This is a genomic window from Streptomyces sp. NPDC006733 (assembly GCF_040636125.1).
Taxonomy (GTDB): Bacteria; Actinomycetota; Actinomycetes; order Streptomycetales; family Streptomycetaceae; genus Actinacidiphila.
Genome location: NZ_JBEYJD010000024.1, coordinates 95,470 through 121,655, shown reverse-complemented (window position 1 = coordinate 121,655; position 26,186 = coordinate 95,470). Strand labels below are relative to the sequence as shown.

At 74.8% G+C, this 26,186-nt stretch carries 23 protein-coding genes; 7 read left to right on the top strand and 16 right to left on the bottom strand.

Annotated elements, in window-relative coordinates; translation table 11 throughout:
* Window positions 1-42: 42 nt before the first annotated feature.
* Window positions 43-501, top strand: coding sequence for an Lrp/AsnC family transcriptional regulator (locus ABZ721_RS22225; protein ID WP_358790389.1), 459 nt, complete (start codon window positions 43-45; stop codon window positions 499-501).
* Here the strand turns inward: ABZ721_RS22225 and ABZ721_RS22220 are convergent.
* Window positions 491-3,496, bottom strand: a complete 3,006-nt coding sequence (locus ABZ721_RS22220; RefSeq protein ID WP_358790388.1) for an SMC family ATPase — start codon at window positions 3,494-3,496, stop codon at window positions 491-493. The genes ABZ721_RS22225 and ABZ721_RS22220 overlap by 11 nt on opposite strands.
* Window positions 3,497-3,499: 3 nt before the next feature.
* A complete protein-coding gene (locus tag ABZ721_RS22215) occupies window positions 3,500-4,657 on the bottom strand; it encodes an exonuclease SbcCD subunit D (protein ID WP_358790387.1) in 1,158 nt (385 codons plus the stop codon).
* Window positions 4,658-4,911: 254 nt separating this feature from the next.
* On the opposite strand from ABZ721_RS22215, the gene ABZ721_RS22210 reads away from it, so the two are divergent.
* Complete coding sequence (locus ABZ721_RS22210; protein WP_358790386.1) at window positions 4,912-5,763, top strand: GNAT family N-acetyltransferase; 852 nt, start codon at window positions 4,912-4,914, stop codon at window positions 5,761-5,763.
* Window positions 5,764-5,794: 31 nt separating this feature from the next.
* Here the strand turns inward: ABZ721_RS22210 and ABZ721_RS22205 are convergent, their stop codons facing one another.
* Window positions 5,795-6,424 carry a YigZ family protein gene (locus ABZ721_RS22205; protein ID WP_358790385.1) on the bottom strand — a complete coding sequence of 210 codons (630 nt, stop codon included), beginning with the start codon at window positions 6,422-6,424 and terminating at the stop codon, window positions 5,795-5,797.
* A gap of 111 nt (window positions 6,425-6,535) precedes the next feature.
* Between ABZ721_RS22205 and ABZ721_RS22200 the strand changes: the two genes are divergently transcribed.
* Window positions 6,536-6,943 (top strand): CoA-binding protein, encoded by a 408-nt coding sequence (locus ABZ721_RS22200; protein WP_358790384.1) that lies wholly within the window; start codon window positions 6,536-6,538, stop codon window positions 6,941-6,943.
* 31 nt (window positions 6,944-6,974) lie between these two features.
* Here the strand turns inward: ABZ721_RS22200 and ABZ721_RS22195 are convergent, their stop codons facing one another.
* The 3 genes from ABZ721_RS22195 to ABZ721_RS22185 form a co-directional block, all read right to left on the bottom strand.
* The gene (locus ABZ721_RS22195) at window positions 6,975-7,505 is read right to left on the bottom strand and encodes a GNAT family protein (protein ID WP_358790383.1); all 531 of its coding nucleotides are present in this window, start codon (window positions 7,503-7,505) and stop codon (window positions 6,975-6,977) included.
* 234 nt (window positions 7,506-7,739) lie between these two features.
* Window positions 7,740-9,425 carry a DUF885 domain-containing protein gene (locus ABZ721_RS22190; protein ID WP_358790382.1) on the bottom strand — a complete coding sequence of 562 codons (1,686 nt, stop codon included), beginning with the start codon at window positions 9,423-9,425 and terminating at the stop codon, window positions 7,740-7,742.
* A 48-nt stretch (window positions 9,426-9,473) separates the two neighbouring features.
* Complete coding sequence (locus ABZ721_RS22185) at window positions 9,474-9,965, bottom strand: Lrp/AsnC family transcriptional regulator (RefSeq protein ID WP_358790381.1); 492 nt, start codon at window positions 9,963-9,965, stop codon at window positions 9,474-9,476.
* A 59-nt stretch (window positions 9,966-10,024) separates the two neighbouring features.
* On the opposite strand from ABZ721_RS22185, the gene ABZ721_RS22180 reads away from it, so the two are divergent.
* Window positions 10,025-11,197 (top strand): PLP-dependent transferase, encoded by a 1,173-nt coding sequence (locus ABZ721_RS22180; protein WP_358790380.1) that lies wholly within the window; start codon window positions 10,025-10,027, stop codon window positions 11,195-11,197.
* On the opposite strand, the gene ABZ721_RS22175 is transcribed toward ABZ721_RS22180, so the two are convergent.
* The 4 genes from ABZ721_RS22175 to ABZ721_RS22160 all read right to left on the bottom strand — a co-directional run bounded on the left by ABZ721_RS22175 (window position 11,181) and on the right by ABZ721_RS22160 (window position 17,379).
* Window positions 11,181-12,533 (bottom strand): GNAT family N-acetyltransferase, encoded by a 1,353-nt coding sequence (locus tag ABZ721_RS22175; RefSeq protein ID WP_358790379.1) that lies wholly within the window; start codon window positions 12,531-12,533, stop codon window positions 11,181-11,183. The two genes, ABZ721_RS22180 and ABZ721_RS22175, sit on opposite strands and share 17 nt — an antisense overlap.
* Window positions 12,534-12,709: 176 nt before the next feature.
* Complete coding sequence (locus tag ABZ721_RS22170) at window positions 12,710-14,317, bottom strand: alkaline phosphatase D family protein (protein WP_358790378.1); 1,608 nt, start codon at window positions 14,315-14,317, stop codon at window positions 12,710-12,712.
* A 100-nt stretch (window positions 14,318-14,417) separates the two neighbouring features.
* On the bottom strand, window positions 14,418-15,791 hold the full coding sequence (locus tag ABZ721_RS22165; protein ID WP_358790377.1) for an MFS transporter: 1,374 nt from the start codon (window positions 15,789-15,791) through the stop codon (window positions 14,418-14,420).
* Between the two features lie 145 nt (window positions 15,792-15,936).
* Window positions 15,937-17,379, bottom strand: a complete 1,443-nt coding sequence (locus tag ABZ721_RS22160; protein WP_358790376.1) for a PLP-dependent aminotransferase family protein — start codon at window positions 17,377-17,379, stop codon at window positions 15,937-15,939.
* Window positions 17,380-17,425: 46 nt separating this feature from the next.
* On the opposite strand from ABZ721_RS22160, the gene ABZ721_RS22155 reads away from it, so the two are divergent.
* Window positions 17,426-18,388 carry a DMT family transporter gene (locus ABZ721_RS22155; RefSeq protein ID WP_358790375.1) on the top strand — a complete coding sequence of 321 codons (963 nt, stop codon included), beginning with the start codon at window positions 17,426-17,428 and terminating at the stop codon, window positions 18,386-18,388.
* Here ABZ721_RS22155 and ABZ721_RS22150 read toward each other — a convergent pair.
* Window positions 18,366-19,199 carry an alpha/beta fold hydrolase gene (locus ABZ721_RS22150; protein ID WP_358790374.1) on the bottom strand — a complete coding sequence of 278 codons (834 nt, stop codon included), beginning with the start codon at window positions 19,197-19,199 and terminating at the stop codon, window positions 18,366-18,368. The two genes, ABZ721_RS22155 and ABZ721_RS22150, sit on opposite strands and share 23 nt — an antisense overlap.
* Window positions 19,200-19,625: 426 nt before the next feature.
* Here ABZ721_RS22150 and ABZ721_RS22145 point away from each other — a divergent pair, with 426 nt between their 5' ends.
* On the top strand, window positions 19,626-20,399 hold the full coding sequence (locus ABZ721_RS22145; RefSeq protein WP_358790373.1) for a GntR family transcriptional regulator: 774 nt from the start codon (window positions 19,626-19,628) through the stop codon (window positions 20,397-20,399).
* Window positions 20,400-20,546: 147 nt separating this feature from the next.
* Here the strand turns inward: ABZ721_RS22145 and ABZ721_RS22140 are convergent, their stop codons facing one another.
* The 4 genes from ABZ721_RS22140 to ABZ721_RS22125 all read right to left on the bottom strand — a co-directional run bounded on the left by ABZ721_RS22140 (window position 20,547) and on the right by ABZ721_RS22125 (window position 24,664).
* Complete coding sequence (locus ABZ721_RS22140; RefSeq protein WP_358790372.1) at window positions 20,547-21,704, bottom strand: ROK family protein; 1,158 nt, start codon at window positions 21,702-21,704, stop codon at window positions 20,547-20,549.
* Between the two features lie 129 nt (window positions 21,705-21,833).
* Window positions 21,834-22,388, bottom strand: coding sequence for a G/U mismatch-specific DNA glycosylase (gene mug / locus ABZ721_RS22135; protein WP_358790408.1), 555 nt, complete (start codon window positions 22,386-22,388; stop codon window positions 21,834-21,836).
* Window positions 22,385-23,818 (bottom strand): adenylosuccinate lyase, encoded by a 1,434-nt coding sequence (gene purB / locus ABZ721_RS22130; protein WP_358790371.1) that lies wholly within the window; start codon window positions 23,816-23,818, stop codon window positions 22,385-22,387. Before purB ends, mug begins: the two co-directional genes overlap by 4 nt.
* A gap of 87 nt (window positions 23,819-23,905) precedes the next feature.
* On the bottom strand, window positions 23,906-24,664 hold the full coding sequence (locus ABZ721_RS22125) for a GntR family transcriptional regulator (RefSeq protein ID WP_358790370.1): 759 nt from the start codon (window positions 24,662-24,664) through the stop codon (window positions 23,906-23,908).
* A gap of 135 nt (window positions 24,665-24,799) precedes the next feature.
* On the opposite strand from ABZ721_RS22125, the gene ABZ721_RS22120 reads away from it, so the two are divergent.
* Complete coding sequence (locus tag ABZ721_RS22120; RefSeq protein ID WP_358790369.1) at window positions 24,800-25,108, top strand: hypothetical protein; 309 nt, start codon at window positions 24,800-24,802, stop codon at window positions 25,106-25,108.
* 186 nt (window positions 25,109-25,294) lie between these two features.
* Here the strand turns inward: ABZ721_RS22120 and ABZ721_RS22115 are convergent, their stop codons facing one another.
* Window positions 25,295-26,065 carry an SGNH/GDSL hydrolase family protein gene (locus tag ABZ721_RS22115; protein WP_358790368.1) on the bottom strand — a complete coding sequence of 257 codons (771 nt, stop codon included), beginning with the start codon at window positions 26,063-26,065 and terminating at the stop codon, window positions 25,295-25,297.
* Window positions 26,066-26,186: the final 121 nt, after the last annotated feature.

The following is a 26,186-nucleotide window of genomic DNA, read 5'->3' as shown; positions in this document are numbered from 1 at the left end:
CTCTGCTTGTTCCGCCGGGGGTTCCACTGCTATTGATGGGCCATGACCGTTGAATCCACCGCCGAATCCCTGGACGCCACCGACTGGCGCATCCTGGAGGTCCTGCAGCGTGACGGCCGGGCCAGTTACGCCGAGTTGGCCCGTGCCGTCGCGATGTCGCCCAGCGCCGTGACCGAGCGGGTGCGGCGGCTGGAGGAGGCCGGGGTGATCACCGGGTACTCGGCGGTCATCGACCACGACCGGATCGGCCTGCCGATCCTCGCCCTGGTGCGGCTGCGGTATCCCACCGGCAACTACAAGCCGTTCCACGACCTGCTGGCGTCGACGCCGGAGATCCTGGAAGCGCACCACGTCACGGGCGACGACTGCTTCGTGATGAAGGTGGCCGCGCGTTCGATGCGGCACCTGGAGGAGACCGCCGGCCGGATCTCGGGCCTCGGCTCGGTCACCACCAGCATCGTCTACTCCTCGCCGCTGTCCCGGCGCCCGCTCACGTTGTGACCCGGGCGACGGTCGAGCCGGACTTGCCCTTGATCACGCGCAGCTGCGCGGGGATGCGGTGGCGCAGGTCGGCGACGTGGCTGACGATGCCGACGGCACGGTCGCGTTCCCGCAGCGCGTCCAGCACGTCCAGCACCTCGTCCAGGGTCTGCTCGTCGAGGCTGCCGAAGCCCTCGTCGATGAAGAGGGTGTCCAGCCGGGTGCCGCCCGCCTCGTCGGTGACCACGTCCGCGAGCCCCAGCGCCAGTGCGAGGGAGGCGGAGAAGGTCTCGCCGCCCGACAGGGTGGCGGTGTCGCGCTCGGTGCCCGTCCAGGCGTCGACGGCCATCAGCCCCAGGCCGGAGCGCGAGCGGCCGGTCCTGGCGTCGCTGTGGACCAGGGTGTAGCGGCCCGATGACATGCGCTGCAGCCGGACGCTGGCGGCCGCGGCGACCTGCTCCAGGCGGGCGGCCAGCACGTAGGTCTCCAGCTCCATCTTCAGCTGGTTCTCGGTGGAGGTGCCCGCCGACAGGTCCGCCAGCCGCCGGATGCGGGCGTACTCGGCGCGGGCCGGGGCGAGTTCCGCGGCCTTCGCGGCGGCCTGCGCCCCGAGCCGGTCGAGGTCGGCGCAGCGGGTCTGCGCGGCGGCGTGCACGGCGGCGGCCTCGCGCAGCCGGGCGGTCGTGGCGTCGACGGCGCTGCGGGCGCGCGCCGGATCGGCCGGCGGCAGCGCGGCGGCGGCCGCGAGCCCGGGGGCGGCCAGGTCGGCGGTGACGGCGGCCTCCTCGTCGCGCCACTGCGCCACCAGGTGCTCCAGCCGCAGCCGCCGCTCGGGCGGGTACAGGGCGCCGGCCGCGTCGGCGGGGGTGTCGAAGCCCGCGCGGAACGCCGCGTCCGCGAGCGCCGCGTCGGCCTCCTTCAGCCGCTGGGCCCCGTCGTGCTCCCGGTCGACGGCCTGCGCGGCCGCGGTCAGCAGTTCGACGCGGTGGGCCAGTTGCGACCTGCGCGCCGCCACGGTGGCGAAGCCGCCGCGCGCCCGCAGCAACTGCTCGGAGATCCGCTCGTGCTGCTCGTCCAGCTCCTCGCGCCGCGAGGTGCGCGCCGCGGCCCGGTTCAGTGCTTCGTTGCGCTGCGCGCTGCGACGGTCGCGCTCGCGCTCGGCCTCGCTCAGCGCCTCGCGCGCGGCATGGGTGTCGGCGGCGGCGCGTACCGTGAGCGCGTACGCGCTCTCCAGGGCGGTGTACGCGGCTTCCAGCTCGTCCACCGGGGTGTCGCCGGCCGCCACCAGCGCCGCGTCGCGGCCCGCGGCGGCCCGGCTCAGCTCGTCCTGGACGGCGCTCTGCGCGGCCGACGCGCTCTGGTAGGCGGCATGGGCGGCGTTCTCGTCCTCGCGGGTGACCTGCCGGGCGGAGGGGCGGGCGGGGTCGGGGTGTTCGGCCGAGCCGCACACCCGGCAGCTCTCGCCCGGCACCAGGGCGGCGGCCAGTTCGGCCGCGATGCCCGCGATCCGCGCCTCGCGGGCGTCCTGCCAGGCCTCGCGGGTGTCGGCGGCCCGGTCCCGGGCGGCGCGGTGCCGGTCCTCGGCCACGGTCACGGCGCGGGCGTAGCGGTCCCGCTCGCGGGCCGCGTCGAGGCGGTGGCGGGCCTGGTCGCGCTCGGCGTCCAGCGTTCCGGCGCGGGCCGCGGCGGCCTGGGCGTCGTCCACGCGCCGCTGCAGGCGCAGCCGCTCCGCCTCCCAGCCCTCCAGCCAGCCGTCGGCCTCCAGCACGGCCTCGTCGTCGCCGCGCGCCTCGGCCTCCAGCCGGTCGCGCCGGGAAGCCAGTTCGGCGGCGCGCTGCTCCAGCTCCCCGGCCTCGGCGAGTGACCCGAGCTCCTCGCGCAGCTGGTTGGCCGCCCGGGTGAGCTGCTCGGCGGCGGCCTCGGCGAGCTCGGGGGGCAGCTGTGCCCGCGCGGTGCGGCGGGCGGCGAGCGCCTGCTGGTGCTGGGCGGCGGCCTTCTCGCGCAGTTCCAGGGCCGATTCGACACCGGAGGCGCGGTGCGCCCGCTCCAGCCGGGCGCGCTGCTCGGCACGCTCCGCCCGGGCCCCGGCGATGTCGTCGGCGCGGCGGCGGGCGGCGGCGTGGCGCTGCTGGAGCCCGTACAGCTCCTGGACGGCGTCGGCCGCGTCGCGGGCCTGCTGGTGTGCGTGTTCCGCCAGTTCGAGCGCGCTGACGGCGATGGTGTGGCGCTCGCGCGCGGTGCAGCGCAGCACCGCCGCCCACTGCAGGACGGGTGCGGCCAGGTCGCCGTGGCCCGCCGGTGCGCGCGTCGCCGCGTCCTCGGGCAGAAAGCCGTCCAGCGGCTCGGCGCCCGGGCCCGCCGCCTGCGCGAGGCGCCCGGCGAGGTGGTCCAGCTCCTGGTCACCGCTGACGATCCGCTGCTCGGCGCCGCGGCGGCGCTCCTTGAGCCACTCCTCGACGGCCTTGAAGCGGCGGGTGTCGAAGAGCCGGCCCAGCAGGGCCCCGCGCTCGGTGGCGCTCGCCCGCAGGAAGTTGGCGAACTCGCCCTGCGGCAGCAGCACCACCTGGCAGAACTGCTCCCGGCTCATCCCGATCAGCTGCTTGAGTTCCTCGCCGATCTCCTGGTGCGACTTGGACAGCGCCCGCCACTCGCCGCCGGTGTGCTCCCGCAGCAGCGTGACGGCCTTCTCCGGCGTCATCCCCGTGCCGCGCTTCTTCGGGCGCTGCTGCTCGGGGCGCCGGGTGATCTCCAGGTGCCGGCCGCCGACGTGCAGTTCGAGGACGACCTCGGTGCGGAGGTGCGGGTCGGCGTGGTCGCTGCGCAGCCGGCTGGCCGGGCGGCTGCCGGGGACGTCGCCGTACAGCGCGAAGCAGACGCCGTCCAGGATGGAGGTCTTCCCGGCGCCGGTCGCGCCGTGCAGCAGGAACAGCCCGGCCGAGGAGAGGTCGTCGAAGTCGACGCTCTCGGTGCCCGCGAAGGGGCCGAAGGCGGTGAGGTCGAGCCGGTGCAGGCGCATCGCTTACGTTTCCGTCCTCGCGTGGTGCGCGCGTACCGCGTCCAGGGCCTCGCGCAGTACCGTCCGCTCCCGCCCGTCGGGGCCCGAGCCCCGGACGTGGGCCACGAAGTCCTCGGCGATCTGCTGGTCGGTCCTGCCGCGCAGGCGCTGGGCGTAGGAGACCGCCGGGTCGGTGCCGGTGTTCTCGGGGTCGAAGGCGAGGCTGAGCACGTGCGGGAAGCGCTTGGCGAGCGCCGCCATCGGTTCCGGCGGGCGCAGCGCGTCGGTGAGGGTGGCCTCGACCCAGGCGTCCTCGTGGGCCGCCAGCGCCGGATCGGCCAGCAGGTCGTCGAGCCGGCCGCGGATGCGGGCGATCGGGCGCGGCACCGGGCAGTCGACGCGCTCGGCGGTCACGGCGCCGTCCGGCCCGAGGTCGACCAGCCACATGGTCTTGCGGTGCCGCTCCTCGGAGAAGGAGTACGCCAGCGGCGAGCCGGAGTACCGGACCCGCTCGGTGATCGTCTGGCAGCCGTGCAGGTGGCCGAGGGCCACGTAGTCCACGCCCGCGAAGACCTCGGCGGGCACGGCCTCCACCCCGCCGGCGGTGATGTCGCGCTCGCTGTCGCTGGGCGCGCCGCCGGTGACGAAGGCGTGGGCCAGCACCACCGAGCGGGTGCCGGCCGGGCGGGTGGCCAGATCGGCGCGCACCCGGTCCATGGCCGCCCCCAGGACGGCGGTGTGGTCGGCCCGCTCGGCGTTGAACTCCGCGCGGACCAGAGCCGGTTCGAGGTACGGCAGCCCGTACAGCACGGTGTCGCCGGCCGGGCCCGGCAGGACGACGGGGGTCGCGCAGCCGGCCGGGTCGGTGCGCAGGTGGATGCCGGCGCGCCCCATGAGGCCGGCACCGACGCCCAGCCGGCGGGCCGAGTCGTGGTTGCCGGAGATCATCACCGTCGGGACGCCGAGGTCGGCGAGCCGGTGCAGGGCGTCGTCGAAGAGCTCGACGGCGGACAGCGGCGGCACCGCCCGGTCGTAGATGTCCCCGGCGACGAGCACCGCGTCGACGCCCTCGGCGCGGACCGTGGCGACGAGGTGGTCGAGGAAGGCGGACTGCGCGGCGAGCAGGCTCTCCCGGTGGAACGAGCGCCCCAGATGCCAGTCGGAGGTGTGCAGAAGTCTCACGACGGTGCTCCGACCTGCACGTTCAACGCTCCTCCACCCCAGAACCGGCACCGAGGCAGCGAAGGGTCCGGCTGTCGGCTTCGACCACGCTAGCGCCCGGCCGCACCTCATCCACCACGGACCTCAGTTTGTCATCCGTGCCGGACCGGACCGCGCGCGGTATTGCCGCCGTCCGGTCCGTTACGAAACGATCACGCCTGGGGCGGATCAGTACCGGACGGGCCGCCCCGCCGCCGACGCCCCGGGAGTGAGAAGTGCCGACATTCGAGATCACGGTCGCCAGTGCCGCCGACATCGGGCTGATGGCGGAGTGGGCCGCCGCGGAGGGGTGGAACCCGGGCCGCACCGACGGCGCCGCGTTCTTCGCGGCCGACCCGCAGGGGTTCCTGATCGGCCGCCTCGACGGGGAGCCGGCCGCCTGTGTGTCGGTCGTCCGGTACGGGACCGACTTCGGGTTCCTCGGCTTCTACATCACCCGGCCGGAGCTGCGCGGCCAGGGCTACGGCATCCAGCTCTGGCAGGCCGGCATGGAGCGGCTCGCCGGGCGCAACGTCGGGCTCGACGGGGTGGTGGCCCAGCAGGACAACTACCGCAAGTCCGGCTTCCGCTCCGCGTGGAACAACATCCGCTACGAGGGGATCCCGGTCGGCGGGGCGGCGGGGACGCCCGAGGGCGTCACCCTGATCGACGCCCGCACCCTGCCCTTCGACCGGCTCGCCGCCTACGACCGCCGGTTCTTCCCCGCGCCCCGCGACGGCTTCCTGGCCACCTGGATCGCGGCGCCGCAGCGCACCGCGCTGGCCGCGGTGCGCGACGGGGAGCTCCAGGGGTTCGCCGTGCTGCGCGAGTGCCGCGGCGCGTCGCGCATCGGGCCGGTCCACGCGGACACGCCGGAGGTGGCGAGCGCGCTGGTGGGGGCGCTGGCGGCGACCGTGCCCGGCGACCCGGTCTCCATCGACGTGCCCGACGTCAACAAGCCCGCGGTGCGCCTGATGGAGGAGCTCGGCCTGGCGCCGTCGTTCGAGACGGCCCGGATGTACACCGGGCCGACGCCGCGGACCGACCAGGCGGGGACGTTCGGCGTCACCAGCCTCGAACTGGGCTGAGCGAGTCGCCGGAGGTCTGTTCGCCGGAGGTCTACATGTCGACGAACTCGGTGCCGCCGGCCTCCACCGTGGCGGCCCCGGACGTGCTGTCGGCGACCCAGGAGCGGAACGCCGCCACCTCGGACTCCGGCAGCGCGACGTCGATCCGTACGTCGCCGGCGCCGTACCGTACGCCGCGCACCGTCCGCCCGGCCGACCGCAGCTCGTTCTCCAGCTTGCCCGCGCGCTGGTGGTCGGCCGCGACCGTCAGCAACGCCAGGCGGCGGCGCTCGACGGTGCCCAGCTCGTCGAGCGCGGCGGACACCGCGCCGCCGTAGGCGCGCACCAGCCCGCCCGCGCCGAGCTGGACCCCGCCGTAGTAGCGGGTGACGACGGCGACGACGTCGCGCACCTCGCGGCGCAGCAGCACCTGCAGCATGGGGGTGCCCGCGGTGCCGCCGGGCTCGCCGTCGTCACTGGCCTTGTGGACGCGGCCCTCGGCGCCGATGACGTACGCGAAGCAGTTGTGGGTGGCGCCCGGGTGCTCCTTGCGGATCCGCGCGACGAACGCCTGCGCGGCCGGCTCGCTGCTGACGGGCGCGAGCGCGCAGACGAAGCGCGAGCGCTTGATCTCGCTCTCGTGCACGCCTTCGCGCCCCACCGTCAGATACCGGTCCACCATCCGTCCACCCTATGCCGCCCGCCGGGAATGGCCGGTCGGCCCCACTCGTTGACCAGGCACGACGAGCAGGACACCCTCCGGGGCCCCTGCGGACACCTCTGGGAGGACGACGTGTACGGCGATGCGGCGACGGTACGGAAGATCCTGACCGGGCTGGGGGACACCTGGGCGGTGGTCGGGCTGTCGAACAACGAGGCGCGGGCGGCGTACGGGGTCGCCGAGGTGCTCCAGCGCTTCGGCAAGCGGGTCGTCCCGGTCCACCCCAAGGCCGAGACGGTGCACGGCGAGCGCGGGTACGCCTCGCTCGCCGAGATCCCCTTCCCGGTTGACGTGGTCGACGTCTTCGTCAACTCCGAGCTGGCGGGAGCGGTCGCGGACGAGGCGGTGGCGGTCGGGGCGAAGGCCGTGTGGTTCCAGCTCGGGGTGGTCGACGAGGCCGCGAGCGAGCGGACGCGGGCGGCCGGGCTGGAGATGGTCATGGACCGCTGCCCCGCGATCGAGATCCCCCGACTCGGCTGACCGCCGACCGGTCGGCAGACCGCGGACCCGGCTAGCCGGCGTCCGCCGGGGCGTCCAGTTCGAACGCCCGCAGTCCGCCGCGGTCCGCGACGCGGGTGAAGCCCGCACGCTCCAGGACCCGCTGGGAGGGGAGGTTGTCCGGCTCGGTGGTCGCCAGCAGTTGGCGGACGCCGGGCCGGCCGAACGCGGACCGCGCCAGCACCAGCAGCGCGTCGGTGGCCCAGCCGGCGCCGCGGGCGGAGACCGACAGGTCGTAGCCGACCTCGGCGACGCCGTCGGTGGGCGGACCGTGGAAGCCGATCCCGCCGACCGCCACGCCGTCCTCGGACCGCTGGATCGCGAACACGCCCCAGCCGGGCTGGAACACCCCGGCCGTGTCCGCCGCGACCGTCATCCCGGCGGCGACGACCGTGCCCTCGCCGGGCACCCCGTCGATCCAGACGAGATCGGCGGGCTTGCCCTCCGCCAGCAGCGCGCAGTCGGCGGGCAGTTGCTCGCGCAACGTCACCCGCCCGTCCTGGAGGACCTGGCGGCCGGCGTCGGTGGAGGTGCGCAGGGTCATGGAGCGGGACCGTCCTGTCGAAGAAGGCAGCGGAGGTGCAGGCTATCTCGCACCGCCCGCCGCCCGCAGATGATTTTTCGCGGCCCGATCCGGACGCCGGTGAGGGCCGACGCGCCCCCGTCGGCGGGGAGTTGGCGGCGGCTGTCCCCGTGTGGGCGTCCCCGTGCGGGCGGCGGCTGCGGTGCTGGGCCGCCGTCCGCACGGAAACGTTTGCGCGGGCGGGTTCCGCCGGGGTTACAGGGCCGACAACTCGGTGACCAGGTCGTCGAGGCCGAGGGAGCCCTGGGACAGGGCGGCCATGTGCCAGGCCTTGGCGTCGAACGCGTCGCCGTGGGCCTTGCGGGCGGCCTCGCGGCCGGTGAGCCAGGCGCGCTCGCCGAGCTTGTAGCCGATGGCCTGGCCGGGCATGCCGAGGTAGCGGATCAGCTCGCTGTCGACGAACTCGGCGGGGCGGCCGCTGTGCAGGCCGAAGAACTCGCGGCCCAGCTCCGGCGTCCAGCGCTCGCCGGGGTGGAACGGGGAGTCCGCGGGGATCTCCAGCCCCAGGTGCATGCCGATGTCGACGATGATCCGGTTCGACCGCATCATCTGCGCGTCGAGGTAGCCGAGCCGCCGTTCGGGGTCGGTGAGGAACCCCAGCTCGTCCATGAGGCGCTCGGCGTACAGCGCCCAGCCCTCGCAGTTCGCGCTGACCAGGCCCACGGTCGCCTGGTAGCGGGACAGGGAGCCGGCGACGTGGGTCCACTGGGCGAGCTGCAGGTGGTGGCCGGGCACGCCCTCGTGGTACCAGGTGGAGACCAGGTCGTAGACGGCGAAGGAGGTCTGGCCCATCGTCGGCAGCCACGTCGTGCCGGGGCGGGAGAAGTCCTCCGACGGCTGCAGGTAGTACGGGGCGGCGGCGCCGCCGGGCGGGGCGATCCGCGACTCGACGCGCTTGACGCGGTCGGCCAGCTCGAAGTGCGTGCCGTCCAGGGCCTCGATGGCCTCGTCCATCAGCGCCTGGAGCCAGGCCCTGACCTCCTCGACGCCCTCGATGCGCGTGCCGTGCTCCTCCAGGTGCGCCAGCGCCTCCCAGGGGGTGGCCGCGCCCGGCAGGATCTTGGCCGCCTCGGTCTTCATCTCCTCGTGGATGCGGTGGTACTCGGACCAGCCGTACGCGTAGGCCTCGTCGAGGTCCAGGTCGGTGCCGTTCCAGTACCGCGACCAGCGGGCGTAGCGCTCGCGGCCGACGGTCTCGGGCGCGCCCTCGACGCCGGGCGCGTACGTGTCGCGCAGCCAGTCGCGCAGCGCGACCAGGGCTTCGGTGGCGCCGGCGGAGGCGGCGTCCAGCTCGCCGCGCAGCGCGTCGGGGCCGGCCGCGGCGAAGCCGGCGAAGTAGCCGTCACCGGTGCCGATCCAGTCGGTCAGCTGGCCGATGACGGTCGTCACCTGGAGCGGGCCGGCCGGCAGCTTGCGGTCGAGGCCCTCGGCGAGCGAGGCGCGGTATCCCTCCAGGGCGGCCGGGACGGCGCGCAGCCGGGCGGCGACGACGCTCCAGTCCTCGGTGGTCTCGGCGGGGGTGACGCTGAAGACCTCGCGCAGCGAGTGCAGCGGCGAGTGGATGTTGCTGACCGCGCGCAGCCCCTCCTCGGCCTCGTGCATGGCGAGCTCCGCGGTCAGGCGCTCGCGCAGCAGCCGGGCGCAGCGCCGCTCCGCGTCGCTGTCCGCGCCCGGCCGGGCCTCGGCCTGCGTCAGCAGGTCCAGCGTGGTGCGCGCGAGGTCGGCGAAGGCACGCGTCCCGGCGGGGGAGAAGTCGGGCAGGAAGGAGTGGCTCTGTGCGACGCCGAGGTAGGTACCCATGATCGGGTCGAGTTCGATGAGGTGGTCGACGTAGGCGTCGGCCACCTGGCGGGGCAGCGGGCTGTCGGTATTCGTGGACATACGGACATCCTCGTACGGACGGGGCCGCCGCGTCATCATCCTTCGCGGCTACGTACCTGACGCCCCCGGTACGGGCGGCAGCAGCGGGCCGCAGTCCCACTGCTGGAAGATCAGCCGGGTCTCCACCCGGGCGACCTCGCGGCGCGAGGTGAACTCGTCGATCACCAGCCGCTGCAAGTCGGCGGTGCCGGTCACGGCGACGTGGACGAGGTAGTCCTCGGGGCCGGTGAGGTGGAACAGCGCCCGCGTCTCGGGCAGGGCGCGGATCCGGGTGACGAAGGGGGCGATCAGCTCCCTGCGGTGCGGCCGCACCTGCACCGACAGCAGCGCCTCCAGGCCGCGGCCGAGCTTGGCGGGGTCCAGCCGCAGTTCGTGCCCGAGGATCACCCCGGTGCGGCGCAGCCGCGCCACACGGTCCAGGCAGGTGGACGGGGCGACGCCGACCGCCGTCGCGAGGTCCCGGTTGGTGGTCCGGGAATCGTTCTGCAGGACCCGGAGAATCTCCAGATCGATCGGATCCAAAGGGACGGAATCGGTCATCGGCCGAACGTAGCACGGGAATCGGCCGGTTCGGGGCGTCGATTGTTCATGCTCGGGGCATGGAACAACACCCTGTGACCCGGCCGCGTTCACTCGCCACCGAGGCGGTGCACGCCGGCCGCGAGGACCTCGCCGCCCTGGGCGTGCACGCCGTCCCCCTGGACCTGTCGACGACGTACCCCTCGTACGACAGCCGCGGCGAGGCGGCCCGCCTCGACGCGTTCGCCGCCACCGGCGCCCGACTGGAGGGCCCGCCCGTCTACGGGCGCCTGGACAACCCGACCGTCAGCCGCTTCGAGACCGCCCTGGCCCGTCTGGAGGGCACCGACGACGCGGTCGCCTTCGCCAGCGGGATGGCGGCGCTGACCGCCTGCCTGCTGGCGCGCGGCTCCCTGGGCCTGCGGCACGTGGTCGCGGTGCGCCCGCTGTACGGGTGCAGCGACCACCTGCTGACCGGCGGGCTGCTGGGCACCGAGGTGACCTGGGTCGACCCGGCGGGCATCGCCGACGCGATCCGGCCCGACACCGGGCTGGTGCTGGTCGAGACCCCCGCCAACCCCACCCTGGCCGAGCTGGACCTGCGCGCGATCGCGCACGCCTGCGGGACGGTGCCGCTGCTCGCGGACAACACCTTCGCGACCCCGGTGCTGCAGCGCCCGGCCGAACTCGGCGCGAGCGTCGTGCTGCACAGCGCCACCAAGTACCTCGGCGGCCACGGCGACGTGCTCGGCGGCGTGGTGGCCTGCGACGAGGACTTCGCCCGGCGGCTGCGCCAGGTCCGCTTCGCCACCGGCGGCGTCCTGCACCCGCTGGCCGGCTACCTGCTGCTGCGCGGGCTGTCGACGCTGCCGGTGCGGATGCGCGCCGCCGCCCGCAGCGCCGAGGTGCTCGCCGGGCGGCTGGCGGCCGACCCGCGGGTGGCGGCGGTGCACTACCCGCGGATCGGCGGCGCCATGGTCGCGTTCGAGGTGCACGGCGACCCGCACGAGGTGATCGCCGGGGTGCGGCTGATCACCCCGGCGGTCAGCCTCGGCAGCGTCGACACCCTCATCCAGCACCCGGCCTCGATCAGCCACCGCGTCGTCGACGAGCGGGACCGCCGGGCGGCGGGCGTCAGCGACCGGCTGCTGCGGATGTCGGTCGGCCTGGAGGACGTCGAGGACCTGTGGGACGACCTCGACGGCGCGCTGCGGGCCGCGGCCCTGGCCGGGGCGGTCAGTTCCGGCTCGTGACCCTCGGCGGGGACGGCACGCGCGACGGCGCCAGCGTCGCGGTGATCACCAGCGTGCCGTCCTCGACCTGGTAGTCCAGCGGCAGGCCCAGGCCGCGCATGGTCGCCACCATGCCGGTGTTGTTCGCCCGGGTCACGGCGTAGACGCTGCTGCGGCCCGCCTCGACGGCGTGGCCGACGAGCGCGCTCAGCAGCTGGGCGCCGATGCCGCGCCGCTGCCAGTCGTCCTCGACCAGCAGGGCGACCTCGTTCTCGTCGCCGTCCCACAGCAGGTGCGCCAGGCCCACCAGCCGCCCGGACGCCGTCTCGACGGCCAGCGTCCGGCCGAAGCGCGGGCTGAGCAGGTGCCGCAGATAGCGGTCCGCGTCGGGGACCGGGCCGTGGTAGCGCTGGGCGAGGGTGTCCGGGGAGCAGCGGTCGTGCAGGGCGCGGGCGGCGGGCAGGTCCTCGGGCCCCGCCCGGCGGATGGTGATCTCGTTGCCCTCCGGCAGCGTCAGCACGTCCTTGCTCGCCGGGATCCGTACGCCGAGGCGGGCGTCGAGCTCCACCAGGGCGCGCGCCCGGGCGAACTCGGTCGGGGTGAACGGCAGGTAGGCCCGCTCCACGGTGATGGTGCCGCCCGACGGGTCGCGCAGCCGCATCACGGTCTCCTCCAGCGCGTCCTCCGGCGCCGCGGAGCCGTCCTTCGCGGCCGGGGCCGAGCGGATGGTGCACCGGCCGAAGAGCCGGCGCAGGGCGAGCGGCAGTTCGGCGGCGTCCAGGGCGGTGCGGGTGGCGAGGGTCAGCATCCGGGTGGGGATGTCCACCAGGTCGTGGGCGTCGGCCCGCTCCGTCCAGGTGTCACGTCCGCCGGCCACCCCGACCACCTGCGCCAGCGCGGCGGCCGGCAGCGCCGCGGGCGCCCGCAGCAGGAACTCGTCGACCGTGCCGTCGGCGAGCGGATGCGTCTGGAGGGTCAGGATGTCGACCTGGGCGTCGGCCAGTGCCATGCACACCGCGCCCAGGCTGCCGGGGGTGTCCCGCACCGTGGTGCGCAGCCGCCACAGCGTCGTCGGGCCCGGGTCGTCCGTGCCGTCCGCGGGAGCCGGTCCGGGGGGAGCATGGCTGTGGCGCCGCGCCCACCAGATGTGGAATCCGGCCGTGGCCAGCAGGGCGACCGCCGAGGCGGCCAGCAGGACGGGCCCCTCCGGGCCGTGCACCACCACATTGGCCACCAGGTCGGCCAGGGCCACCGCCGTGAAGACGGCGGACAGTTCCACCAGGTCGCGCCGCCAGTGGTGGCGGTGGGAGCGGGAGGGGTGGGACGGGCGTGGGTTCGGCGCAGTCAACTGAGGCATGAGAACACCCTGTCGAAGCTGTGTTGCGTGATCACGAACGTTCGATGACCGGTGGGTTAAGGGTGGTTCCTGGTGGTTGATTTGCCCTTTCAACGGTTTTGCCGCCTGCCGGCCGGGGCCCCGCCCGCGCCCCCGAGAGGGCCGGGGCAGGGCTCCGGCACGGTCCGGACGAGGCCCTACTGGCCGACGCGGCCGGGCTGCAGCACCTTGGTGAACAGCACCGTGCCGTCCTGCTCGCGCAGCCGCACCGTCAGCTCGCCCGAGTGCCCGTCGATGTCGACCTGCCCGAAGAACTGGTACCCCTCGGCGGGCGAGACGTTGGCCCGCTCGGGCGCCTTCACGAACACCCGCTCGGGGCCGAAGGTGCCGTCCAGCGCACTGGCCGGGAACGCGCCGGCGTTCAGCGGCCCGGAGACGAACTCCCAGAACGGCGCGAAGTCCGTGAACGCCGCACGGGACGGCTGGTAGTGCTGCGCGGAGGTGTGGTGCACGTCGGCCGTCAGCCACACCGTCCCGGTGATCCGGCGGTGCTTGACGAACCGCAGCAGCTCGGCGATCTGCAGCTCGCGCCCGAGCGGGGCGCCCGGGTCGCCCTGCGCGACCGCCTCGAAGTTCGGCCGGCCCTCCGTGGTGTCCGGCACCACCAGGCCCAGCGGCATGTCGGCGGCGATCACCTTCCACACCGCGCGGGAGCGCGACAGCTCCCGCTTGAGCCACTCCAGCTGCGCCCGGCCGAGGATGCCCTGCTCGTCCTGGGTCTGGGCGTCGGGGGAGTTGGCGTTGCGGTAGGTGCGCATGTCCAGCACGAAGACGTCCAGCAGCGGGCCGTGGTGCTGCACCCGCTGGACGCGGCCGTCGGTGTTCGGCCGCAGCGTCGAGATCGGGAAGTACTCGGAGAACGCCCGCCGGGAGCGGGCCGCCAGCACGTCCACGCTCTTCTCGGCGTACCGCGCGTCGTCCAGCAGCTCGCCCGGGTACCAGTTGTTGCGCACCTCGTGGTCGTCCCACTGGATGATCGAGGGCACCCGGGCGTTGAAGGCGCGCAGCTTGTCGTCCAGCAGGTTGTAGCGGAAGGCGCCGCGGAACTCCGCGAGGGTCTCGGCGACCTTGGACTTCTCCGGGGTGGTGAGGTTGCGGTAGGTCCGGCCGTCGGGCAGCGCCGCGGTGGGGGCGATCGGGCCGTCGGCGTAGATGTTGTCGCCGCTGCACAGGAAGAAGTCCGGGTCGAGCCGGCCCATCGCCTCGTAGATGCGGTAGCCGCCGATGTCGGGGTTGATGCCCCAGCCCTGCCCGGCGAGGTCGCCCGACCACAGGAAGCGCACGTCGTCGCGGCGCCGCGTGGAGGGGGTGCGGAAGCTGCCGGCCACCGGGGCGCCGGTGCGGCGGTGGTCGTCCGGGTCGGCCAGCAGCACCCGGTAGTGGATCTGCTCGCCGGACGGCAGGCCGCGTAGCGAGGTGGTCCCGGTGAAGTCGGTGTCCGGCCCCAGCAGCGGCCCCTGCCAGCGGCGCGCGTCGCGGAAGGAACCGCTGACCGACGTCTCGACCACCATCCGGGCCGGCCGGTCGGAGCGCACCCACACCAGGCCCGACGAGGCGGTGACGTCGCCGGTCTGCACCCCCCACGGCGCGGCCGGCCGGCCCGACAGCGCCAGCGCGGGCGCCGCCGTCACCGCGGGCAGCAGCAGCGCCCCGGCCGCGGCGAGGCCCCCGCCGAGGACGGCCCTGCGGTCCACCGCACCGGCCGCTGCCGGCGCCTGCTGCGTGTTCTGGGTTTCCTGCGACATCTGCCACTCCCGCTGCTCGAACGTCCCCGGTCGCCCCCGTTCCTACTGGCTCCGGGTGCCGTCCGGTCGAACGCACGGTGAACACGCCGCTCGGGCGGGTCTACACCGACGTGAGGCGGGCCGCCGCCGGCTCCTGGTACGAGGCCGGCAGCGGGGTGGAGGGCGGGAGGAGCGAGAGCTCCGGGGTGGGGGCCGGGCCGACCTCGATGTCGGTCACCACCAGCTCGGTGCCGCCCAGTTCGGGGACGGCCCCCGCCGGGGCGCCGGCCGCGCCCGCGACGGCCGCCGCGGCCGCGCCGCCGCGCCGGCGGATCGTGCCGGGCAGCAGGACGCGCCCGCCGCTGTGCAGCGCGACCGCGGTCAGCGGCACGGCGGTGGCCAGCAGCACGCACCCCAGCACGGCGCCCATGGCCGGGTAGCCGGCGTGGCCGGCGAGCAGCGTCCCGGCCAGCGGCCCGCAGGCGACGCCGAGGTTGGAGGCGGACCCCGCCAGGACGGCCCACCGGCCCTGCCCGTCGAGGGAGGCGGCCAGGCCGATCAGGTAGGAGAGCACCACGGGGTAGACGGTGTTCCACAGCACCTCGCCGGTCGCGAACGGCACGGCGCCGTGCGCCGAGGCGCTCACCGCGACACAGGTGGCGATGACCGCGGTGCCGGCGCCGATCGGGACGGCGCGCCCCAGCCGGGAGCCGAGCGCGCCCGCCGCGCCGACGCCGGCCAGCCCGCCGCCGAGGGCGACGGCGAAGACCAGGCCGAGGGCGGTCTCGGAGAGCCCGGCCCGGTCCAGGCCGATGCGTCCGCTCATCCCCCACAGGGCGTTCTGCGCCATCGACCAGCACAGCATGGCTCCGGCCAGCACCGCGCCGGAGCGGCGGTGCGGCAGCCGGGCCGCGGGGTGGGCGTCCGGGCGCGGGGTGCCGGCGCGGTCCGCGGCGGGCAGCCGCCCGGCCGCGGGCAGCGCCAGCGCGGCGGCGCAGGCGATCGCGGCGAACGGCAGCGCGTGGCCGCCGCCGAGCCGCGGCAGCACCAGGTACAGCGCGCCGGCGGTCGCCGAGGTGGTCAACAGCCCCAGCACCGAGGCGCGGTGCGGGTCGGGGCGGGCGGCGATCCCGACGGCGGCCACCGCCGTCGCCGTCCCGGAGCCGAAGCCGCCGACGACGCAGCCGGCGACCACCAGCGGGACGAGCGACGTGCCGGCGGCGAGCGCGAAGCCCGCCACCATCAGCAGCAGCCCGGCGCGGGCGAGGCGGACGGCCCCGACGCGGTGCACGCGGGAGGCGAGGGTCAGCCCCGCGGTGGCCGAGGAGAGCAGCAGCGCGCTGCCGACAGCGCCCGCACGGGCGCTGCTCAGGCCGAGGCCACCGGGAGAGGAACCGAGGTGCCCGACGAGGGTGGGCAGCAGATAGGCGGCAAGATACCCGGCGGCGAAGACCGCGACCAGGGGCAGGACCGCCGCGCGGGGGCGCGGAGGCATGGGCGTACCTCTCAACAGGACGAAGGGCGAAAGGGGGTGGAGCGCCCATCGACCGACAGGAACGCGCTGCGTCATATCTATCAAGCGGGACGACTGCGACAGAAGGGGGTGTCGAGAAGTTAAACCTGCTGTTGCCGATTTGAGATCAAAAGGCTGTGGCCAGCAGTTGGACCGACCGTTCGATGTCCGCCGGCGACAGGTGCGCGTACCCCAGGACCAGGTGCACCCGGCCGTCGTCCGCCGTGCCACCGAGCGCGGTGTACGACGACAGCGGCCGCACCGCGACGCCCGCCGCCGCGGCCGCCGCCAGGAAGCGCGGCTCGGGTCCGTAGCGGGCGGGCAGGGCCGCGATCACGTGCAGCCCGGCCGCGATCCCGCTGACCCGCGTGCCGGGGAAGCGCCGCTCCAGCGCCTCGACCAGGGTGTTGCGGCGGACGCGGTACAGCCGCTGGCAGCGCCGCAACTGCCGGTCGTAGTGGCCGCCGGTGACGAACTCCGCCAGGACGGCCTGCTCGGTGACGGGGTTGCCCAGGTCCATCGTCCGCTTGCGGGTCGCGACCTCGGCGGCGAGATCGGGCGGCGCGACCAGCCAGCCCAGCCGCAGCCCGGGGGCCAGCGACTTGCTGACGGATCCGGTGTAGGCGACCCGGTCGGGAGCCAGCCCCTGGAGGGCGCCGACGGGCGCCCGGTCGTAGCGGAAGTCCCCGTCGTAGTCGTCCTCGATCAGCAGCCCGCCGCTCTCCCGCGCCCAGTCGGTGAGTTCGCCGCGCCGCCGGGCGGTGTACGCCACCCCCGAAGGGAACTGGTGGGCCGGGGTGACCACGGTCGCCCGCACCCCGGTGGCGGCCAGGGCCGCCGGGTCCAGACCGTCGCGGTCCACCGGGACCGGCACGGCCTCCAGACCGGCCGCCGCGAACAGCGCCGTGTGCTCGGGGCTGCCCGGATCCTCCACCGCCACCCGGCGCTCGCCGCGGTCCCGCAGGACCAGCCCGATCAGGGTGTGCGCCTGCGCCACCCCGGAGCACACCACGATCCGGTCGGGCTCCACCGCGACCCCGCGGCGGCGGGCCAGCAGGTCGGCCAGCGCGGCCCGCAGCTCGGGCAGCCCCCGGGGGTCGGGGTAGCCGAACGCCCGGTGCGGCAGCCGCGTCAGCACCCGGCGGTGGGCGGCCGACCAGGCGGCGCGCGGGAAGAGCGAGAGGTCCGGCAGCCCCGGCCGGAAGTCCGTCGGGCCGCCGCGGTCGTCCGCCGCGAACAGCCCCGGCGCCGGCGCCGGGGGACCCGCGCACGCGCTCGTCACCCACGTCCCCGCCCCCTGCCGGCCGCTCAGGTACCCCTCCGCCGTCAGCTGCGCGTACGCGTCGGTCACCAGCCCGCGCGACACCCCCAGGTCGGCCGCCAGCTCCCGGCTCGACGGCAGTTGGGTGCCCGGCGCCAGCCGGCCCGAGCGCACCGCGTCGCGCAGCGCCGCCTGGAGCGCGCGGCCGCGGCTGCGCGCCGGGGCGGCGGCCGAGGGGAGCAGCAGCTCCCAGGCGGCGGTCCCGCCCGGAACGCGGTCGTCGTCGGAAGTGGTCCTCGAAGCAGCCATGGGATTGGACCTTAAACCGGACCGGTTCCCTTCATAGCGTCATGGCATGAACTCCTTCCAGCGCCGTGGCGCGCTCCTGGCCGCCCTCGCCTGTGTCCTGGTCGGCGGCTCCTTCACCGCCAACGGCGCCCTCGTGGGCTACCCGCACGCCGGAGGCCAGGCGCTGCGCTACGGCATCGCCTTCGGGCTGCTCGTCCTGCTCACGCTCCGCAGCACGCGGGACGCCTCCCAGCGGCTGCGCGCGCTCGCCGGACGGCACTGGCTGCGACTGGCGGTGCTCGCCGCGACCGGCATGGTCGGCTTCAACCTCGCGGTGCTCGCCGCCGAGCGCACCGCGCAACCGGCCGTGCCCGGCGTGCTGGTGGGCTGCGCGCCGATCGTGGTGGCGGTGCTCGTCCCGCTGCTGTCCGGCCGCCGCCCGGCCCGCGCGGTGCTGGCCGGGGCGCTGCTCGTCGCGGGCGGCGCCTTCGCCGTCCAGGGCTGGGGCGGCTCGGACACCGCCGGGCTGCTGTGGTCGATGGCGGCGCTGGCCGGCGAGGTCGCCTTCGCGGTGATCGCCGTCCCGCTGGTCGCCCCGCTCGGGCCGCTGCTGCTGTCGACGTGCGTCTGCGGCTTCGCCGCCGTCGAGGCCGGGCTGCTCGGCCTGCTGCTCGACGGGCGGGCCGCGCTGCGGCTGCCGGACACCGCCGAGACGCTGGCGCTGGGCTGGCAGGCCGTCGTGGCCACCGTCATCGGCTTCGTCTGCTGGTACGCCGGGATGCAGCGCATCGGCGCCGAGCGCGCCACGCTCTTCTCCGGGCTGATCCCCGTCTCCGCGGCGCTGACCGCGCCACTGGTCGGGGTGGGCTCGTTCGGGCCGGGCCGGCTGGCGGGCAGCCTGCTGGTGGCGGCGGGGGTCGCGGTGGGCTCCGGGCTGCTCGCCCGGCGGGCGCCGGGCGAGCGGGGCGCGGGCCCGGCGGGCCGGGCGGAGCGGGCCCGTCAGGCGGTCAGCGCGAGCCGTCGAGGATGACCCGGGCGACCAGGTCCGGGTCGTCGTTCATCGGCACGTGGCCGCAGCCGGGCAGCCGCACCAGCCGGGCGCCCGGGATGGTGCGCTTGGCGCGGATGCCCTGGCGGCGCAGCAGGACCCGGTCCTGGGTGCCCCAGGCGATGGTCACCGGGAGGTCGGGGATGTCGTCGGCGAAGACGACGCCGGCCCGGCCGGCCGCCAGCGTGGCGTCGAAGCCCGCGGCCTCGCGCAGGGCGCGGGTCTCGGCCACCACCGCCTCCGGCGAGCGCCGTCCCGGACGGGAGTAGATCGCGCTGGTGAGCGCGGCCCGGCCGGCCGAGCTGCGGGCCAGCCGCTGCACGGTGGCCGGCGGCAGCAGCAGGGCGCCGCGGCGCATCGCCCCCAGCACCGTGAAGGCGTAGCGCCGTTCGGACTCGGTCCAGAACCCGGCCGGGGACAGCGCCGTCACACTGCGCACCAGCCGCTCACGGCCCAGGTGCAGGGCCACGAGCCCGCCCAGGGAGTTGCCGGCCACGTGCGGGCGGTCGAGCCCGAGCGCGGTGAAGAACGCGTCGAGGGCGGCGACGGCGGTCGGCAGGTCGCTGGGGACCGACGCGTGCTGCGCGGGGGACTGGCCGAAGCCGGGCAGGTCCACCGCGATGACGTCCCGCTCGGCCGCCAGCCGGTCGATGACCGGGTCCCAGGCCTGCAGATGGTGGCCGATGCCGTGCAGGAGGACCAGCGGCTCTCCCGCGCCGCGCCGCTCGTAGGCGACGAGGACGGGCGGGAGGCCGGCGGGGGAGACCTCGGCGAGGGAGGCGGTTCGGGGCATGCGGTGCTCCTGACCGTTGGTAGACGTGACGTCAGGAAGGGTAGCGGGGAAGCCGGGGAACTCCTATGGGGCACCGTGAGTTCACTGCATACGGGCCGGTGTTGATCGCCGGCCCGGCCAGCAGCCCCGACCGGGCGCCCCCGTCTCGGTCGGGGCGCCTTTTCTCCGCACCGGCCGCGCCCTCCGCCCCCCTGCCGGTGCTGGCCCTGCGTGATCCGCCCGTTCCCCTGTGGCGTGGCAACAACATCGCGTGAACGTCGTGCGTCCAAGACATCCCAGGTCAGAGCCTCGCGTGATGATTGGTCTTGACCAAGGGGAGCGCCCGCCCTATGGTCGGCCCTAGTAGTGCAAGAACCTTTAATAAACAGGGGTTCCGAAACAAGGCTGAACAAGGCCCGCGCAGGGCCCGGCGATTGTGAGGACAGGGTGGGGACCACGCAGCTCGAGGCGACGCAGGAGGTTCAGGAGCCGAAGTACTGGCACCTGAAGACCGTGCTCAATGACGCGCTCGACTCGGAGTTCGCGGTGGGCGAGATCCTGCCCAACGAGCGCGACCTCGCCGCCCGCTTCGGTGTCGCCCGGGCCACCCTGCGCCAGGCCCTGGAGCAGCTCGAGCTGGAAGGCCGGCTGCAGCGCCGCCGCGGCGTCGGCACCACCGTCGCCCCGCCCCGTATGGGCGTCTCCGTCGGCCCGACCCGGAACACCTGGCCCGGCATCGGCAACGACGCGTGGCGCACGATCGGCTGCGCCGAGGCCCTCGCCCCGGCCGCCGTCGCCCGGCTCCTCGACGGCGACGCCGCCCAGCCGGTGCACACCATCCGGCGCGAGCGCGTCATGAACGGCCAGCCGGTCGCCACCGAACTGCTCTACGTGCCCGCCGCCTCGGTCCCCGCCCTGCCCGGCCTGCTCACCCCGGCCAGCCACGCCCCCGCCGTGCTGCGCGAGCTGCAGCGCCTGGACCTCGAGGGCGAGGACCGCGCCGTGGAACTGGGCTCGGCCCGCGCCGAGGACGCCAAGCAGCTCGACCGGCTGCCCGGCGCCCCGGTCCTCGTCGTCACCACGCGCTACTTCGCCGCCGGCCGGGTCGCCGCCGTCGCGATCTCCACCTACCGCGCGGACACCTGCCGGCTCACCTTCGGCGACTCCGGCGCCGTGGAGGTCACCCACCACGAGGAGCAGGAAAGCCGCCAGGCCTCCTGACCCGCAGCACCACCCGCCGTATCGGCCACCACGCGAGCACCGGGCCCCCAGGGGCACCGGTGCTCCGCGCCGTCCGAGCCGGGGCCGCTGTCCGGGCGTGATCCGGGACCCGGGCGCGCTCCGCGCCCCCGCCGTGCTCGCGGCCGGTCAGCGCCGGGGCAGCGACGTCTGCTCGACGGCGAACAACTGCTCCTCGACGTGGTCCAGGGCCAGCCGCAGCGCCCCGGTGGCGATGGCCTCCTGGCCCAGCGCCGACAGCGTCACCTCGGGCGGCCGCAGGCAGTACCGGGCCAGCTGGTCGCGCAACGGCTCCAGGACACCGTCCAGGCCCGCCGCCCAGCCGCCGATCACCACCAGCTCCGGATCCAGCGCCAGCACCAGCGCCGCCACGTCGTGCACCAACCGCCGCAGATACCGCTCCACGGCCTCCTGGGCCTGCACGTCGCCGCCCTTGGCGAGCGCGAAGACCCGGGCGACGGCCGACTCGTCCAGCGGGTGCAGCGGCGTCCCCGTCGTCGACAGCAGGTGCTCCGGCGTCACCTCCTGCCCCAGCAGGTGCAGCGCCCCGATCTCGCCCGCCGCACCGCCGAACCCGCGGTGCAACCGGCCGCCGATCAGCGAACCGGCTCCCGGGCTCAGCCCGGCCAGCACGAAGACCATGTCGTCGGTCCCCATGCCGACGCCCTTCCAGTGCTCGGCGACCGCCGCGACGTTCGCGTCGTTCTCCACCAGCACCGGACAGCGGAACGACCGCTGCAGCCGCTCGCCCAGCGGCAGACCCGTCCACCCCGGCAGCGCCGTGCTCAACCGCACCGCGCCGTCCGCCTCGACGATGCCGGGGCTGCCGACCCCGACCGCCCACAGCGTGCTGCGCGCCACCCCGCACTTGCGCAGCAGCTCGGCGACCGTGCCGCGCACCCGCTCCAGGCGGTCGTCCGCGGACGCCGCCTCCGCCACGTCATGGCCCAGCGACCCCAGCAGCTGCCCGCTGAGGTCGGACAGCACCGCCCGCACCTGGTGCGCACCGATCTCGATGCCCAGCAGATGGCCCGCCTCCGCGTGGAACCGGAAGCGCCGGGCCGGCCGGCCCTGCTTGCGGGCGTCACCGGGCTCGGCGGGAACCTCCACCACCAGGCGGGACTCCGTCAGCCCCTCGATGACGCCCTCGACGGTCGGCCGGGACAGGCCGGTGCTGTGCACCAGCTCGGTCAGGGTAGGGGTCTGCGACCCGCGCAGCGCATGGAGGACCACCGCGGAATTGATCCGTCGCAGCAGGGATGGATCCCCGCCGGTGAGCCGCCCCAACGTATGTCCTCCCAGCCGGCGCGTGTATGTGGGCGGATCGTACCTGGCCAGCGGCCGCCCGGCGAGTGCCGTTGCACCCCGCGCCACGCGCGCCGCCACCGGCCGGACACCTCGATGCCGCCAAGTGCCCTACCGGGCGGTCGCGTCCGGGGCCCCGGCGGCCACCCGCAGCCGTCCGAACTCCTCCGCCATGGCCGCGGCCGTCCAGTGCGCGTTCAGGCCGCTGGGATTCGGCAGCGCCCAGATCCGGGTCCGGCCGATGGTCCGCTCCTGCGGGCCGATCCGCGCGTCCTTCTCCCCGAACGCCACCCGGTACGCGGTGATCCCGGCCACCGCCAGCCACGCCGGCTCCAGCCGCAGCACCTTCTCCTCCAGGATCCGGCCGCCCTCCACCATCTCCTCGGCGCTCAGCTCGTCCGCCCGCGCCGAGGCCCGCGCCGCGACATTGGTGATGCCCAGCCCGTACGTGAGCAGCTCGCGCTGCTCCGCGGGCAGCAGCCGCCGCGGGGTGAAGCCCGAGGCGTGCAGCACCGGCCAGAACCGGTTGCCCGGCCGGGCGAAGTGGTGACCGGTCGCCGCCGACAGCAGCCCCGGATTGATCCCGCAGAACAGCACCCGCAGACCACCCGCGACCACGTCCTCGACGGTGCGGTCCCGGGCGGCCTCCAGCTCCTCCGGTGTCAGAGGATCGCCCCGGGCGCGTACGCGGCCGCCTTCGGGTGCCGCTCGGCCACCTCGGCGATCCGCTCCACGACCGCCGCGACCTGACCGGCCGCCGCGCCGGTGAACGACAGCCGGTCGGCCATCAGCGCGTCCAGCTGCGCCCGGTCCAGCGGCATCCGCTCGTCCTCGGCGAGCCGGTCCAGCAGCTCGTTGCGCTCGGCGCCCTTCTCCCGCATCGCCAGCGCGGAGGCCACCGCGTGCTCCTTGATGACCTCGTGCGCGATCTCCCGGCCCACACCGGCGCGCACCGCGCCCATCAGCACCTTCGTGGTGGCCAGGAACGGCAGGTAGCGGTCCAGCTCGCGGGCGATGACGGCCGGGAAGGCACCGAACTCGTCCAGCACCGTCAGGAACGTCTCCAGCAGGCCGTCGAAGGCGAAGAACGCGTCCGGCAGCGCGACCCGGCGCACCACCGAGCAGGACACGTCGCCCTCGTTCCACTGGTCGCCCGCCAGCTCGCCGACCATCGACGCGTAGCCGCGCAGGATGACCGCGAGACCGTTGACCCGCTCGCACGAGCGCGTGTTCATCTTGTGCGGCATCGCCGACGAGCCGACCTGGCCCGCCTTGAAGCCCTCGGTCACCAGCTCGTGCCCGGCCATCAGCCGGATCGTCTTGGCCAGCGACGACGGCGCCGCCGCCAGCTGCACCAGCGCGGTCACCGCGTCGTAGTCCAGCGAGCGCGGGTAGACCTGGCCCACGGAGGTGAAGGCCCGCGAGAAGCCCAGGTGACCGGCGATCCGGTCCTCCAGCTCGGCCAGCTTGGCGACATCGCCGCCCAGCAGGTCCAGCATGTCCTGCGAGGTGCCCACCGGGCCCTTGATGCCGCGCAGCGGGTAGCGGCCCAGCAGGTCCTCGAGCCGCTCGAACGCCACCAGCAGCTCGTCCGCCGTCGTCGCGAACCGCTTGCCCAGCGTGGTGGTCTGCGCCGCGACATTGTGCGACCGCCCGGCCATGACCAGCTCCGCGTACTCGGCGGACAGCTTGCCCAGCCGGGTCAGCACCGCCACCGTACGGTCGCGCACGAGCTCCAGCGACAGCCGGATCTGCAGCTGCTCGACGTTCTCGGTCAGGTCGCGCGACGTCATGCCCTTGTGGACCTGCTCGTGCCCGGCGAGAGCGTTGAACTCCTCGATGCGGGCCTTCACGTCGTGCCGCGTGACCTTCTCGCGCTCGGCGATGGAGGCGAGGTCGACCTGCTCGAGCACCCGCTCGTAATCGACGAGCGCCTGCTCCGGCACCTCGATGCCGAGGTCCTTCTGCGCCCGCAGGACAGCGAGCCACAGGCGGCGCTCCAGCACCACCTTCTGCTCGGGGGACCACAAGGTGGCAAGCTCCGCCGAGGCGTAGCGGCCGGCCAGGACGTTCGGGATACGAGGCTTAGCAGTCACGTGCAGAGAGCTTACCTGGCGTCCTTGGCGGTCCCGGACGGTGTGCGTCCCTCGGCGAGGTGGACGTCGTTGCTGCCCGGAAGCGCCTTACGGCTGGTCGATCGGGATCTCGTAGGCGACTTCCCAGCGCACGTCCGGGACCGTGATGTCGGCCGTCTCGACGGGGCGGCCCTCGGTGTCGTAGTACGTGCGCTCGATCTCGAGCAGCATGTCGCCGACAGAGATCCCGAGCAGGTTCGCCTGCTCCTGCGTGGCCCGTGCCGGGCGGGGTACCTCGACGGCGGTCTCGATGACGACGCCGATGGTCCGCATCCGTTCCACGACGCCGGCCCCGGCGAGCGGCCCCATCTCCGGCAGCACGATGGGCGTTCCGTCCGTGACGGCCATGGGCTCCCACGAGTGCGACAGCTGGACGGGCAGGCCATCGGCGAGGAACTCGTACCGGGTGTGGACGGTGAGGTCACCCGGCTGGATCGCCAAGCGCTGTGCGATGCCCTCCGGCGCGGGGACTCGGGCTTGCGAGTGTGACTCCCAACTCCCGGTGCGGCCCTGCTCCTCCATGTCGGCGCGGAAGGGCGAACCTCCGCGGCGTTCCCGGTGACGGGAGCGGACCATGCGCAGGCGTTCGCGGGGTTGGCGGACGTAGGTGCCGGATCCGGCACGGCCTTCCAGGACGCCCTCGATGATCAGGCGTTCCATGGCGCGCTGCAGGACGTTGCGGCCGGTGTCGTAGTGCTCGGCCAGCTGGGCGCGGGACGGCAGCTTCTCGCCGACGGCCCATTCGCCTGCCTTGATACGGCGGCGCAGGTCATCAGCGACGTGCAGGTAAGGCGCCTCTCGCGGCATACGGCTCTCCGTGCTGCCCCGGCGTATGGGGGCGGACTCTACGGCTGCTGATGACATTGACAAGCTACTCCATCAGGTTCAAGCTAATGAAGTAGAAATACTCATCGTGATGAAGCGTTCACGAAGGGGATACCCGTGCGCGCCAGGGTTTCGCACATCGCCGCCCGCTTGTCCGCCGCCACCGGCGGCAACGAGGTTGCGCGCACCGAGCTTCCCGGCGGCGCCGTCCGCCTGGACGTCGTCATCCCCGCAGACATCAGCTCAGCCGGCCGGTACGTGGTGCTGGCCGCGCTCGCCGATGCCGATGGCTACGGCCACGGCCGCACCGAGAGCGAAGAGCGCGTGTGGGCAACCATCGACCCCGGGACCAGCCATGACCCGTACCAGAGCAATCGATCACCCCGGCCTGACGATCGGCGTCTACCGCGTCAGCCCGACCGGTGAGCGTACGACCATCCAGCCGCAGCGCGTCGTACCCGCGGGCACCTTCCCGGACGACAGCCGCTGGCCGCTGTGCAGGTGCCGGCGCTGCCGCGGCGGGCAGGCCGTCCGATAACGACACACGGGGTGGGGATCTTCACCCGCTTCCGGTCCTCCGACGAGGACTGGCCGGCCGGAGGGGTCGGGCGGTCAGTCCTCGAAGGGGGACAGCTCGCCGCGCTTGGGGGGCAGGCCGTCGCCCGAGGAGCGGCCGGTCAGGCGCCTGCCGATCCACGGCACCAGGTGTTCCCGGGTGAAGCGGATGTCGGTTCGGCGCCGGGTCACCCAGCCCGGGGGCACGGCGGGCGCCAGCAGCTCGCGCCAGTCGGACTCCGCCTCGTGGCCGAGCGCCTGCCAGACCGCCTCCGCCACCCGGCGGTGGCCCTCGGCGTTCAGGTGCAGCCGGTCGTCCGCCCACATCTGCGGGTCCCCGAGCACCCCCGACCCGTACAGGTCCACCACGATCGCCCCGTGCCGCTCCGCGAGCGTGTCGAGGAACGCGAAGAGCTGCTCCATGCGCGGCAGGAAGCGGGCAGCGACCGGCCCCCGGCGGATCGGGCTGTGCATCAGGACCAGCTGGCCGCAGGTCGGCGCCAGCTTCTCGACGGACTCCTCCAGCAGCGCGCACACCGCGTCGACGTCGCACTTGGGCCGCAGGGTGTCGTTGAGGCCGCCGACCAGCGTGACGAGGTCGGCCCGCATCGAGGCGGCGGTGTCCACCTGCTCGTCCGCGATCTGCCGGATGAGCTTGCCGCGCACCGCGAGGTTGGCGTACCGGAAACCCGGGGTGCGCGCGGCGAGGCGGGCGGCGACCAGGTCGGCCCAGCCGCGGTAGGAGCCGTCCGGCAGCGCGTCCGACATGCCCTCGGTGAAGGAGTCGCCGAGCGCGACAAAACTGGTGTACGTGGCATTCATCTGCATGGCGCGGGCGATCCTACCCGCCCGGGACGGGCCCGTCACACACCGCTGGACAGGCTCCGCGGAGGGAGCCGACCGGCATACCCTGCGGGACGGCCGGCCCTCCGGCCCGTGCCTGTCCCGT

Coding starts and splice junctions, on each gene's coding strand:
- ABZ721_RS22225 (WP_358790389.1), top strand. CDS start 43: ATGACCGTTGAATCCACCGCCGAATCCCTGGACGCCACCGACTGGCGC.
- ABZ721_RS22220 (WP_358790388.1), bottom strand. CDS start 3,496: ATGCGCCTGCACCGGCTCGACCTCACCGCCTTCGGCCCCTTCGCGGGC.
- ABZ721_RS22205 (WP_358790385.1), bottom strand. CDS start 6,424: ATGGTGGACCGGTATCTGACGGTGGGGCGCGAAGGCGTGCACGAGAGC.
- ABZ721_RS22195 (WP_358790383.1), bottom strand. CDS start 7,505: ATGACCCTGCGCACCTCCACCGACGCCGGCCGCCAGGTCCTCCAGGAC.
- ABZ721_RS22190 (WP_358790382.1), bottom strand. CDS start 9,425: ATGTCCACGAATACCGACAGCCCGCTGCCCCGCCAGGTGGCCGACGCC.
- ABZ721_RS22185 (WP_358790381.1), bottom strand. CDS start 9,965: ATGACCGATTCCGTCCCTTTGGATCCGATCGATCTGGAGATTCTCCGG.
- ABZ721_RS22180 (WP_358790380.1), top strand. CDS start 10,025: ATGGAACAACACCCTGTGACCCGGCCGCGTTCACTCGCCACCGAGGCG.
- ABZ721_RS22175 (WP_358790379.1), bottom strand. CDS start 12,533: ATGCCTCAGTTGACTGCGCCGAACCCACGCCCGTCCCACCCCTCCCGC.
- ABZ721_RS22170 (WP_358790378.1), bottom strand. CDS start 14,317: ATGTCGCAGGAAACCCAGAACACGCAGCAGGCGCCGGCAGCGGCCGGT.
- ABZ721_RS22165 (WP_358790377.1), bottom strand. CDS start 15,791: ATGCCTCCGCGCCCCCGCGCGGCGGTCCTGCCCCTGGTCGCGGTCTTC.
- ABZ721_RS22160 (WP_358790376.1), bottom strand. CDS start 17,379: ATGGCTGCTTCGAGGACCACTTCCGACGACGACCGCGTTCCGGGCGGG.
- ABZ721_RS22155 (WP_358790375.1), top strand. CDS start 17,426: ATGAACTCCTTCCAGCGCCGTGGCGCGCTCCTGGCCGCCCTCGCCTGT.
- ABZ721_RS22150 (WP_358790374.1), bottom strand. CDS start 19,199: ATGCCCCGAACCGCCTCCCTCGCCGAGGTCTCCCCCGCCGGCCTCCCG.
- ABZ721_RS22125 (WP_358790370.1), bottom strand. CDS start 24,664: ATGCCGCGAGAGGCGCCTTACCTGCACGTCGCTGATGACCTGCGCCGC.
- ABZ721_RS22115 (WP_358790368.1), bottom strand. CDS start 26,065: ATGCAGATGAATGCCACGTACACCAGTTTTGTCGCGCTCGGCGACTCC.